Annotated in this window: 2 protein-coding genes; both read left to right on the top strand. The window is 44.4% G+C overall.

Features of this window, described 5'->3' with window-relative positions; translation table 11 throughout:
• Positions 1 to 20: 20 nt before the first annotated feature.
• Complete coding sequence (locus YQ22_RS03170) at positions 21 to 5,084, top strand: Ig-like domain-containing protein (RefSeq protein WP_335626986.1); 5,064 nt, start codon at positions 21 to 23, stop codon at positions 5,082 to 5,084.
• Between the two features lie 456 nt (positions 5,085 to 5,540).
• A complete protein-coding gene (locus YQ22_RS19145; protein WP_198033509.1) occupies positions 5,541 to 14,330 on the top strand; it encodes a hypothetical protein in 8,790 nt (2,929 codons plus the stop codon).
• The last annotated feature ends 6 nt before the right edge of the window (positions 14,331 to 14,336 follow it).

Below are 14,336 nucleotides of genomic sequence, written 5' to 3'. Positions count from 1 at the left end.
TTTTTTTTGATAATCATGACATGGGTATTGAGTTGTTGCGAAATAACTTTATTGACCATACAACTCATACTGTTGCAAACCCGGCACCAAATGCCTTGTTCACTCATATTACGACCGGTAACGGTAGCGGCGTAACTGAATTTGGTCTAAACCAATTTGCCACGGATGGGGATTATGGTATCGCAGCCGATGTAAATGATGATGGTTGGGTTGATATTTTCATGCGTAAGCGAGATGAAAATGACTTTTTTTTAAATCAAGGTGGCTCATTTTCAAATGGAGCAGATCTAGGTCAGGCGGCCAACAATAATAAAGGAGGTAATGGATTATGGGATTTGGATAACGACGGTGATCTAGATGCGGTATGGACAGAGAATGGTCTTATGCAAATACATAGAAATGATGGGGGAGGGGTATTTACACCTTTAGGTGCAGCTTCTTTTCCAGGGTTACCACAACCGGGTAATGTAAACAATGGTAGTTCAGGCGCTCGTATAGATGCTTTGTCAGGTGGAGATATAGATAATGATGGTGACATAGATATTATTTTAGTAGGAAACAGTAGAAGTTATTTATACATCAATCAATTGAATAGTCCAACTCCCGCTCCAGGTGTAATTGGTAGTGGTGCGGCAATGAATTTTGCACTAGATGCTGAACAATTTAACTCAGGTAGAGACCGTGAAGGTACTACAATGGTTGATGTAGATGATGACGGTGATCTGGATATTTACATTAATATAAACAATAGTGCTAACCAATTATATATTAATAATTTACCGGCGGCCAATAGAAATAATCATCTATTGATAGATGTTACCGAAGATAGAGGTGCTAATGGTAATACAGGCGGTTTTTTAGGGAGGGTAGATATTGGTACAAATGTGTTGATCAGAGATTGTTCGGGAAATATTATTAGTGGATTAAGACAAGTAAATGGGGTATATGGTCATGGTACCCAACAACCGGAAGAAGTACATTTTGGTTTGCCTTTAGGTGAGAATGAAACTTATATTATAGAAGTTCATTATCCAAATTTTTATGATTCATCTGATCCTAGTGGCTATTCCAGATTAGTGGCTACTGCTATTGCGCAGCCAAGTACAATCGCAGGAACAAATCACTATACATTGACCACTACAGATGCTGAACTAATTGAAAATCCTAATGCCCCTGAGGCAAATAATGATCAAGAACAAGTATCTTATGGAAATAATATATCGGTTCAGATAGACCTATTTGCAAACGATTCTGATGCTGACGGAGATGATTTTTCCGTTGAAAGTATTACTCAACCATCAGTGGGTTCTGTGCTTATAGATGATGGGGATAATGGCTTGGTAACATATACGTATAATGAAGCAACACCTTTTCCCGGCGAAACTACTTTTGACTACACTATAATAGACTCTACCAATTCTCTTTGTCCCTCATTAGGAAAAAGTGATACGGCAACAGTACGAATCTTTGAGCCGTGTACGGACCCTACGGGTTTAGATACTGATGGTGACGGTATTAATGATGTTTGTGATCTAGATAATAATAACGACGGTATTTTAGATGTCGATGAATGTAACATATCGGCCGCATTGGTTGATAATGGCGATTTTGGATATTGGATTTTCAATGCTCCGGGATGGACAAGAAGCGGTAATCAATGGAATATGGACACCAATAGGGCTTGGTTTCCTCAATGGAACGGTATGGGTACTGCCAGTTTTTATCAGACTATAAATGTAGTGCCAGGTGTGGAGAATACTATCACCTTTGACTTAGGAGCTGACAACAGTTATGGTCGCGAAGTTACCTTGAATGTCTTAATTGGTGGGCAGGTTGAATTTACCGAAACTTCCAATCAAATAGTTTCAGCAAACGGAGGGAGGGCGCAAAATAATAATGAAACCTTGAACATGTCAACGAGGACATTTTCATTCATTCCAACTTCTAATAGTATAGAACTAAGGTTTAATGGTATTTCATCTGCTACAAATCATGATAGAATGTATGTGGATAATGTAGTTCTTTCAACTGGTTGTGGTGATACCGATGGTGATGGTATTGTGGATATTTACGATTTGGACAGTGATGGAGATGGTTGTTTTGATGCTTTGGAAGGTAGCGAGAGTTTAAATTTTTCAGATTTAAATGGCGATGGAAGTATTTCAGGAGAGGTAGATAGTAATGGTGTTCCTCTGACGGCAAATGGTGGGCAAGGTTTAGGTAGTAGTAATGATTATACGGTAACAGCAGATGAATGTGATGATGATGGTGATGGTGTGAACAATGCGAATGATAAATGTCCTTATTTTGATGATGCCATTGATAGTGATAATGATGGCGTTCCCGACGGATGTGATAACGATGATGATAATGATGGCATATCCGATTGTGACGAGTCTTTAGAAAGTGTTTCTAGTCAGTTTGCATGGACATTAAACTCACCTTCCGGAAATTTGAATATGGATGCTACCTACGCTTCGGAAACAAATGATTGGGTTTTGGAGAATACAGATGCCATGATATTGAATACGTCTATATTTAATGTAAATGGAAGTAATATAGAAATACGGCCAATAACGGCAGTTGATAAAGAAGAGGCAATAATAAATGAAGATTATATAGAGGTTTCTTTTACAACTGGTTCTGAGGTATCCTCGTTTGAATTGAGCGGAATTACTTCTGGTTGGTATCAACCTTACAGAGGAGATTCCTATTATTCATCAGCGGTATTTACAAGAACAGGTTCTAACGCGTGGACTACCCTTTCTACAGATGTTTTTCATACGGATAATGGTAGTAATTACGCCACATTTCAACATTTGGATATAGGGTCTGTCTATTTAGAGGCAAATACAGAATATACCTTTAGATTTTATGTCTATGGTCAAATTAATGATTCATCAGAAAACTACTCTATTATAGACGACATTCATTTTAATTTTATTGCATGTAGGTCTGGTAATTTAGATGGCGATGCATACCCAAATCATTTGGATGATGACAGTGACGGCGATGGGTGCAATGACGCAGATGAAGCCTATGCAAATACATCATCCGATGCAGATGGCAATGGTATGTATGGTTCTGGCATACCCACGGTAAATGAAAGTGGATTGGTAACGGCTGCTTCATATAGTGAACCTATTGACGGTGATAATAATGGTAATTATGATTTTTTACAGGTTGGGCAAGTACCTGTAATAACGGATCAACCAGTAGATGCCAACGCTTGTCCAGGTGGATCGGCTTCATTTAGTGTGAGCAGTTCGGCAGGAGATATGTATCTATGGCAAGAAATTATTAGCGGTACTTGGACTAATATCTCTGAAGGAGGAAAATATAGCGGTACCGATACAAATACCTTAACAATAACAAACACTTCGCTATCAGATCATAATAATAGATATAGGGTCGTGATATCTAATCCGGCTTATGTATGTGCAAATACTACATCAGAAGAAGCGGTACTAATTGTTCAAGTGCCGATAGCAAATGCTGGTTCAGATCAGACCATATGTGATGGCGAATCCGCAACATTAACAGCTTCGGCTACTGGAGGAAGTGGTAGTGGTTATACATATGAGTGGAGCACAGGCGCAACAACTCCAAGTATCACCGTTTCACCTTCAGGAAATACTAGTGGAAATGTAATGGTCAATTATACGGTTACCGTTACAGATAGTAGTGGATGTACAGATACAGATGAAGTCACCGTTACTGTTGAGCCTACACCTACCATCACGGTTACGAGCTCACCAAGTTGTAATTTTAGATTGTTTCAACCAACAACCTACTCTTTTGAAGTTACCGTTAGCGGTGGTACGGTAACTGCCACAGATGGTACGGTAACCAACGTTTCGGGTGATGTTTGGAGAATAGCGGATATTCCCGATGGTACAGATGTGGTTGTGACTTCAACACAAGGTAATTGTAGCAGAGATTTACCGGTAACGGCACCAAACTGTGTTTGTCCGGTGGTAGATCCTCCTACTAGTGACGGTAATAAAGAATATTGTCAAGGAGATACAGTACCTGAAATTTCTGCAAGTACGAGTGCAGGTACAGAAACTATAGATTGGTATGATGCTTCTTCAGGAGGTAACTTACTTCAAAATAATAGTTTAACATATCAGCCGTCTTCGGCAGGAACGTACTATGCCGAAGCAAGAAATACTTCTACAGGATGTGTTAGTGGTACTAGAACAGCTGTAACAATTATCGAAAATGCACCTCCTTTGGCGAATGCTGGTTCAAATCAAACCATTTGTGACGGTGAGTCCGCAACATTATCAGCCACGGCAACTGGTGGTAGTGGTTCTGGCTACTCTTATGTTTGGAGCACAGGGGAAACAACACCTACAATAACTGTAACTCCGAGAGGCAATCCAAATTCAAATACTACAACAACGTATACGGTAACCGTAACAGATGCTAATGGATGTAGTGATACCGATACTGTTAACGTTACTGTTTATTCTAATCCAACCGTAACCATAAGTACTGATAATGCTTCTTGTGGAATAGATAATGGTGCAATTACCTTTAATTTTCCAGACCACCCAAATAGAACCGGTATTAAGTTTAGTATCGATGATGGGGCAAATTATACCAGTGCGGGAGATAATAGTGGCAGTTATACGTTTTCAAACCTTCCTGCAGGAACATACCCGCTATGCGTACGCTGGGGTAATAACGCTTGCCCGGTAAGCTTGGGAGATTATGATATTAATACAACCCCGGAAGTTATGGTTGTAACACAACCAGTGGATCGGACTGTATTAACTGGTGAAAATGCCCAGTTTACGGCTAATGTAACCAATGCAGATACATATCAATGGCAAGTAAGTGTCGATGGGGTTAACTATGTAAACTTAGTGGATGATTCTGAGCATTCTGGTACTCAAACGTTAACTTTAAATGTGTTGAACGTTCCTAAGGAAAAAGAAGGGTATTCTTATAGACTTCTCGCCTCAAATTCCGGTACATCTTGTACGGAAACACCATCTAACGCAGCATTATTATTTGTAAATGTTAGAACTGTAATTACAAATAAACGTATAACATACCGTATAAAACCTAATTAAAATTTAGTGCTCCTTCTTTTGTAATTCGTTGAATGTGGAAACTCTAAACCAATGTTTTTTTAAGCATATAATTATAGGCTAAAGAAGGTTTGTTTAGAAGTTTAGGTTATCGTTTGCATTAATGTTAATCGGTACTTTTTTTAGTGGTCAATAAAAAGTCCTTGGTTTTTTATAGAACCAAAAACTACCCGAATAACAGTGTATACTCGACGAACGACAATAACATTTTGCAAAGTTTTAACATGTCTATACCTCATATATATAAGACTATATGTCATAAATATTGGCTTACACAACATTTATTTTAGTGAGCACTACTTAAAATGAATATTTGTGTATTGTGATTACCATAGATCCATCTAGTATGAATCGATTATTAATGTTTTTTGGTAATTACCTTTTTTTAAGACCTATATGATCAAAGAATTTTTGAAGGTGGAATTGAATATTAAAAGTATGAAAAGTCGAACTACTACAACCTTGGGTAATGCCATTAAATTTACAATGGTGTTATTTGCATTACTGCTATCTGGTATTTCTATGGCACAGACGACCGTGACCCTAGAGGATCAATGTAATTGTGAAGTACTTCAGGGAACTGATGTTACTGCACCAGGTGGTGTAACACCTGCAGGAGCGGATTTAGGAGATTTGTATGTAAATACGGATACCGGTACAATTTATTTCTGGGATGGTGATTCTTGGGAATATACATCTACAGATGCAAATACAACCAATGCTTCCTTGACCGAAGATGGGGTAAACTTGATTCTGACCGATAGTGACTTAAATACAGTTTCAATTCCTTTAGCGGATATAGCAGCAATTGTAGATACAAATACTACTAATGTAACTTTTACAGTAAATAGTACTAATGGGACTTTGGATATCATTGATTCTGATAGTAATGTAGTAGCTGTTCCTTTAGCAGATATTGCAGCACTTGTTAATACCGACGAACAAGAAGGTACGGAAGTCTTGTTGACCAATCCTTTGGATGTTGATGGCGATAGTGTAGACGAGACAACAGTGGAAGAGGCCATAGCGGATATAGCTGCAGCCAATGCATTAGATCTGGATATTGACCCAACGAACGAACTTACAACAAGTGGTGCAGGTGCACCAACAGGAACTCCGGCAAATAATAATCCTGGTGTAACGTATTTGGATACGGATACAAATGAACTATATGTTTACGATGGTACAAACTGGACAATGGTTACCGATAATCAAAATGCAGGTGAGGTTGAGGTAACCCCAGCAGGAAACATTACTACAACCAATGTACAATCCGCTTTAGAAGAGTTGGATGGCATTATCACATCAAGCGAGCTTACGACCACGGTTGTTGAGGGAGACGGTGTAGATGTAACATCAACGGTAGTCGGGAACAATACGGAATATACTGTAGCGTCTGAGATCAGTGCTGCAGCAGGAAACAATCTTAGCATAGAAACTGACGGACTTTTTGCAGCTGACGATCAGAATGCAGGTGAGGTTGAGGTAACCCCAGCAGGAAACATTACTACAACCAATGTACAATCCGCTTTAGAAGAGTTGGATGGCATTATCACATCAAGCGAGCTTACGACCACGGTTGTTGAGGGAGGTGGTGTAGATGTGACATCAACGGTAGTCGGGAACAATACGGAATATACTGTAGCGTCTGAGATCAGTGCTGCAGCAGGAAATAATCTTAGCATAGAAACTGACGGACTTTTTGCAGCTGACGATCAAAATGCAGGTGAGGTTGAGGTAACCCCAGCAGGAAACATTACAACAACCAATGTACAATCCGCTTTAGAAGAGTTGGATGGCATTATCACATCAAGCGAGCTTACGACCACGGTTGTTGAGGGAGATGGTGTAGATGTGACATCAACGGTAGTCGGGAACAATACGGAATATACTGTAGCGTCTGAGATCAGTGCTGCAGCAGGAAACAATCTTAGCGTAGAAACTGACGGACTTTTTGCAGCTGACGATCAGAATGCAGGTGAGGTTGAGGTAACCCCAGCAGGAAACATTACTACAACCAATGTACAATCCGCTTTAGAAGAGTTGGATGGCATTATTACATCAAGCGAGTTTACGACCACGGTTGTCGAAGGAACGGGAATAGATGTAACATCATCGGTTACCGGAAACAATACGGAATATACGGTTACGGTAAATCCTACGGATATCGTTGGTGACGGTAGTATTACATCAAGTGATATTGATATTACCGGTGGAGCTAATTCAACTTTGAACGACGTTACATTAACAATCGCAGATAACGCAATTACAAATGCAAAGATAGCAGATGATGCCATAACTACCACTGAAATTTTAGATGGTACCATTGCAAGTGAAGATATCGCGGCAGATGCGGTGAACGCGGCAACCATTAACACAGATGTAGCGGGAGCAGGTCTTGCACAGAATGCAACGACAGGTGCTTTGGAAGTTGACGAAGCGGCAATAGCCGACGGAACGATCTCGTCAACGAACAGTACCATAGATGTTACGGGAGGTGACGATTCAGTATTCAAGGACGTGACCTTGGATGTTGCGGACGATGCCATAACTACGGATAAAATAGCTGCGGGCGCAGTGGAATCTTCGGATATCGCGGCGGATGCGGTAAACGCGGCGACCATTAACGCAGATGTAGCGGGAGCAGGTCTTGCGCAGAATGCAACGACAGGCGCTTTGGAAGTCGATGAAGCGGCAATCGCCGACGGAACGATCTCGTCAACGAACAGTACCATAGATATTACGGGAGGTGACGATTCAGTATTCAAGGACGTGACCTTGGATGTTGCGGACGATGCCATCACCACGGATAAAATAGCTGCGGGTGCAGTGGAGACATCCGATATTTCGGATGATGCCGTAGCCTTGGAAAAATTGGCGAACGGTACTGCCAACGGTCAAGTAATGCAATGGAACGGTACCGATTGGATTTTAATCGATTTAGGTTCGGTAACGGTAACGGAAAATGATGGTATAATAGGAAATGAGGTAGTTGGTCCATCAAATGGAACATTAACTTTATCTGGAGCAGGCTCTACGGTAGACCCATTAAGATTAGCGGTTTCTTCGGACGGAATAACAACCAATGAAATAGCTCCTGGAGCAGTAGAGACAGCAGATTTAGCTGACGAGGCTGTAACATTGGGGAAATTGGCAGATGGTAACAATGCCGGAGAAATGATTCAATGGAACGGTACGGATTGGGAATATATAGACCCAAGTACCTTGATTCCGGCAACTACGGTATCCAACACAAGTACTGGCAACACTTTATCGACTACGGTCAATGGTGTTACCGGAGCAGGGGTTCCAATAGTTAATAGTAACGTACTAGGTTTAGATACTAATAATGATTTGATAAGTACGGTAAACGGAGAAGCCTCTTCAGCGTTGGATTTAACTCCGGCAATACAAGCAAATCAAACCACGACCACGGTTGTAGAAGGAACGGGAATAGATGTAACATCATCGGTTACCGGAAACAATACGGAATATACGGTTACGGTAGATCCTACGGATATCGTTGGTGACGGTAGTATTACATCAAGTGATCTTAATGTTGTAGGCGGTTCGAACGCAACTTTGAACGATGTTAGTCTAACAATTGCCGATGATGCAGTCGATGCGGCAACCATTAACGTAGATGTAGCGGGAGCAGGTCTTGCGCAGAATGCAACGACAGGCGCTTTGGAAGTCGACGAAGCGGCAATAGCCGACGGAACGATCTCGTCAACGAACAGTACCATAGATATTACGGGAGGTGACGATTCAGTATTCAAGGACGTGACCTTGGATGTTGCGGACGATGCCATCACCACGGAAAAAATAGCTGCGGGTGCAGTGGAATCTTCGGATATCGCGGCGGATGCGGTAAACGCGGCGACCATTAACGCAGACGTAGCGGGAGCAGGTCTTGCACAGAATGCAACGACAGGCGCTTTGGAAGTCGACGAAGCGGCAATAGCCGACGGAACGATCTCGTCAACGAACAGTACCATAGATATTACGGGAGGTGACGATTCAGTATTCAAGGACGTGACCTTGGATGTTGCGGACAATGCCATCACTACGGATAAAATAGCTGCGGGCGCAGTGGAATCTTCGGATATCGCGGCGGATGCGGTAAACGCGGCAACTATTAACGCAGATGTAGCTGGAGCAGGTCTTGCGCAGAATGCAACGACAGGCGCTTTGGAAGTCGACGAAGCGGCAATAGCCGACGGAACGATCTCGTCAACGAACAGTACCATAGATATTACGGGAGGTGACGATTCAGTATTCAAGGACGTGACCTTGGATGTTGCGGACGATGCCATCACCACGGAAAAAATAGCTGCGGGTGCAGTGGAATCTTCGGATATCGCGGCGGATGCGGTAAACGCGGCGACCATTAACGCAGACGTAGCGGGAGCAGGTCTTGCACAGAATGCAACGACAGGCGCTTTGGAAGTCGACGAAGCGGCAATAGCCGACGGAACGATCTCGTCAACGAACAGTACCATAGATATTACGGGAGGTGACGATTCAGTATTCAAGGACGTGACCTTGGATGTTGCGGACAATGCCATCACTACGGATAAAATAGCTGCGGGTGCAGTGGAGACATCCGATATTTCGGATGATGCCGTAGCCTTGGAAAAATTGGCGAACGGTACTGCCAACGGTCAAGTAATGCAATGGAATGGTACCGATTGGACATTGGTAGACCTAGGTTCAGTAACGGTAACCGAAAATGACGGAGTTATAGGAAATGAAGTTGTGAATGGTACAGATGGTACTTTGGTACGTTCAGGAGCTGGTACTACGGTAAGTCCTTTTACCTTGGATGTAGCCGCTGACGGTATTACCAATGCCGAAATAGCTGATAATGCCATAAACACAGAAAACATTACCGATGGTTCGGTAGGAACGGCTGATCTTGCCGATGGTAACAATGCCGGAGAAATGATTCAATGGAATGGTACGGATTGGGAATATATAGACCCAAGTACCTTGATTCCGGCAACTACGGTATCCAACACAAGTACAGGAAACACTTTGTCAACTACGGTCAATGGTGTTACTGGAGCAGGGGTTCCAATAGTTAATAGTAATTCACTTAGTTTAAATGGAAGTAATGAACTGGTTAGTACAGTGAATGGTGAAGCTTCAAACGTTATAGATTTGACTCCGTTCGTAAATAACGATACCAATGAAATTCAAGATTTACAATTAACGGGAGATAATCTAACATTGACAAATGACCCAACAGCTACTGCAATAGATTTATCAGATTATAGGGAAACTGTAACAGGAACAAATGATATCACCGTAACCGATGATGGCAATGGTAACTATACTGTTGATTATGTAGATGGCGATAAGAGTGATACCAATGAGATTCAGGATTTAACCTATGACCCTTCAACTCAAACTTTAAATATAACGAACAATCCATCGGCTACGGATATTGACTTATCCGCGTTAGTAAGTTCGGATAATCAGAATATTGAAAATTTGGCATTTTCTGGTACAACGTTAACCGTAGGAATTGAGGATGGAACTTCTCAAACAGTTAGTCTTGCTGAATTAGCGGATAATCAAAGTATTACTGGTTCAGGTTTATCGGGGAATACTTTGACAATTGGAATAGAGGATGGATCGAGTGAGACCGTCGATTTATCTCCTCTAGCGGATAATCAAAGCATTAGTGGTTCAATTTTATCTGGAAATACCTTGACTATAGGTATTGAGGATGGATCGAGCGAAACAGTAGATTTATCATCTTTGAATGAAACCGTAACTGGAACCAATGATATAACGGTAACCGATGATGGTAACGGAAACTATACTGTTGATTATATAGATGGTGATAACGACTCCACAAACGAATTAACGCAAAGAGGTACAGGCGGTCCAACAGGTTCACCTGCGGAGGGTACCACTTATGTAGACACTGCTAGTGGTCAACTTTATGTATACGATTCTGGCGCATGGCAACCGGTAGGTGGGAGTGCTACACCAGGAGATGCTAGTGATACCAACGAGCTAATAACTTCTTTTGGAGTTGTGGGTACTAATCTTCGTATTACCGAAGCAGGTACTGATTTTGATGTTCCTTTGAGTGATTTAGGAACGGACAGTCAAGATCTTTCTTTAACAGGAGATAATCTAACATTGACCAACGACCCAACTGCAACGGCTATAGATTTATCAGATTATAGAGAAACTGTAATAGGAGCAAATGACATAACTGTTACCGATGACGGAAATGGTAATTTTACTGTCGACTATGTAGATGGAGATAACGACGATGAAAACGAAATAGAATTACCAGAAGGAGGAAATAATGGTCAAGTACTTTCTACTGATGGTTCAGGAACATATACTTGGGTAGATCCAGATTCAGGTCCTGCAGGTGCTGATGGAGCTGACGGCAACGGAATAGCATCCACGACCAATAATGGAGATGGAACCTTTACATTGACTTACGATGACGGAACAACTTTCACCACGTCGGATTTAACAGGTCCTCAAGGAACTCCTGGAAATGATGGAGCTGACGGAACAAACGGAACAGATGGAGCAGACGGAGACGGATTTACCGGAGGAAACTATAATGCAAGTACAGGAGTGGTTACGTTCACATCCGATGACGGATTAGGATTTACAACAGGAGATTTAAGAGGTGCCGATGGCGCTGACGGAGCGGACGGGGCAACAGGTCCAGCAGGTGCTGACGGAACAGATGGTGCTGATGGAGACGGCTTTACCGGAGGAAACTATAATGCAGGTACAGGAGTGGTTACGTTCACTTCTGATGACGGATTAGGATTTACAACAGGAGATTTAAGAGGTGCCGATGGCGCTGACGGAGCCGATGGCGCTGACGGGGCAACAGGTCCTCAAGGTCCACAAGGAGAAGTTGGTCCACAAGGACCAGCAGGTCCAGCAGGAGCCGATGGAAACGATGGAGCAACGGGAGCGACAGGTCCTCAGGGTCCACAAGGGGAAGTTGGTCCACAAGGACCGACAGGTCCAGCGGGAGCAGACGGAAACGATGGAGCAACGGGAGCGACAGGTCCCCAAGGTCCACAAGGAGAAGTTGGTCCACAAGGACCGGCAGGTCCAGCGGGAGCAGACGGAAACGATGGAGCAACGGGAGCGACAGGTCCCCAAGGTCCACAAGGAGAAGTTGGTCCACAAGGACCGGCAGGTCCAGCGGGAGCAGACGGAAACGATGGTGCCACGGGAGCGACAGGTCCGCAAGGTCCTCAAGGAGAAGTTGGTCCACAAGGACCGGCAGGTCCAGCGGGAGCAGACGGAAATGACGGTGCAACGGGTGCAACGGGAGCGACAGGTCCTCAGGGACCTCAAGGGGAAGTTGGTCCACAGGGACCGGCAGGTCCAGCGGGAGCAGACGGAAACGATGGAGCAACGGGAGCGACAGGTCCGCAGGGTCCTCAAGGAGAAGTTGGTCCACAAGGACCGGCAGGTCCAGCGGGAGCCGATGGAAACGATGGAGCAACGGGAGCAACAGGTCCCCAAGGTCCACAAGGAGAAGTTGGTCCACAGGGACCGGCAGGTCCAGCGGGAGCAGACGGAAATGATGGTGCAACGGGAGCGACAGGTCCTCAAGGTCCACAAGGAGAAGTTGGTCCACAGGGACCGGCAGGTCCAGCGGGAGCCGATGGAAACGACGGTGCGACGGGTGCAACGGGAGCGACAGGTCCTCAGGGTCCTCAAGGAGAAGTTGGTCCACAAGGACCGGCAGGTCCAGCTGGAGCAGACGGAAACGACGGTGCAACGGGAGCGACAGGTCCCCAAGGTCCACAAGGAGAAGTTGGTCCACAAGGACCGGCAGGTCCAGCGGGAGCGGACGGAAACGACGGTGCCACGGGAGCGACAGGTCCTCAAGGTCCACAAGGAGAAGTTGGTCCACAGGGACCGGCAGGTCCAGCGGGAGCAGACGGAAATGACGGTGCAACGGGTGCAACGGGAGCGACAGGTCCTCAGGGTCCTCAAGGGGAAGTTGGTCCACAGGGACCGGCAGGTCCAGCGGGAGCAGACGGAAACGATGGAGCAACGGGAGCGACAGGTCCGCAGGGTCCTCAAGGAGAAGTTGGTCCACAAGGACCGGCAGGTCCAGCGGGAGCCGATGGAAACGATGGAGCAACGGGAGCAACAGGTCCCCAAGGTCCACAAGGAGAAGTTGGTCCACAGGGACCGGCAGGTCCAGCGGGAGCAGACGGAAATGATGGTGCAACGGGAGCGACAGGTCCTCAAGGTCCACAAGGAGAAGTTGGTCCACAGGGACCGGCAGGTCCAGCGGGAGCCGATGGAAACGACGGTGCGACGGGTGCAACGGGAGCGACAGGTCCTCAGGGTCCTCAAGGAGAAGTTGGTCCACAGGGACCGGCAGGTCCAGCGGGAGCCGATGGAAATGACGGTGCAACCGGTGCAACTGGGCCACAAGGTCCGGCAGGTCCCCAGGGTCCAGCAGGTCAGGATGGTCAGGATGGCGCAACAGGACCACAAGGTCCGGCAGGACAAGACGGTCAGGATGGTGCAACAGGTCCCCAAGGTCCGGCAGGTCCTCAGGGTCCAGCAGGTCAGGATGGCGCAACAGGTCCCCAAGGTCCAGCAGGTGATCCTGCAACTGATGACCAAACATTGGCAACAACAGGTGCGGCTGGTCAAATATCAATTTCTGGTGGTAACGCTATTACCTTGAATGTAAATGATGCTGATTCAAATGCATCAAACGAAATTCAAACTATTACGTCTACTGATGGTTCGGTAACGGTTACACCAAATGGAATCAATTATAACCTTTCCGTGCCAACGGCAAACGGTGCAGAAACCATAGTGGAAGCGGCACCGGATACAGATATCAGTGTTACTGGAACTGGTACGTCGGCTGATCCATATTTAATTGCCAATACAAGGCCGGATATTTTCTATCCACCTTCTATTGAGGTAGATGTGGCAACAACAGGTACAGGTAGAACAATTGATTTACATGCGGAGTATTTAGCTCAGTACGGTACACCGGCAGTGGTTAGCGCAGGTGCCCCAACAGCAATACCAACTTATGCTAATAATGAATTGTATTATTATGTAACATATTATGATACAACCGTATTTGCAAATGTTAGTGTGAACGTTACGGGTATAATGACTTACGATGTTATAGCGGCTCCAACAGATTATAATACACTGATCAATGTAGTTTTTGTAGCTCAATAATTAGCT

This window comes from Maribacter sp. 1_2014MBL_MicDiv (genome assembly GCF_001865655.1).
GTDB classification, from domain to species: Bacteria; Bacteroidota; Bacteroidia; order Flavobacteriales; family Flavobacteriaceae; genus Maribacter; species Maribacter dokdonensis.
Note: the sequence above shows the minus strand (reverse complement) of the source record. Positions and strands in the feature narration are given on the sequence as shown.

What these genes read in the sequence shown, in the direction of transcription:
- YQ22_RS19145 (WP_198033509.1), top strand. Translation starts at nt 5,541, where the DNA reads ATGAAAAGTCGAACTACTACAACCTTGGGTAATGCCATTAAATTTACA.
- YQ22_RS03170 (WP_335626986.1), top strand. Translation starts at nt 21, where the DNA reads ATGGGTATTGAGTTGTTGCGAAATAACTTTATTGACCATACAACTCAT.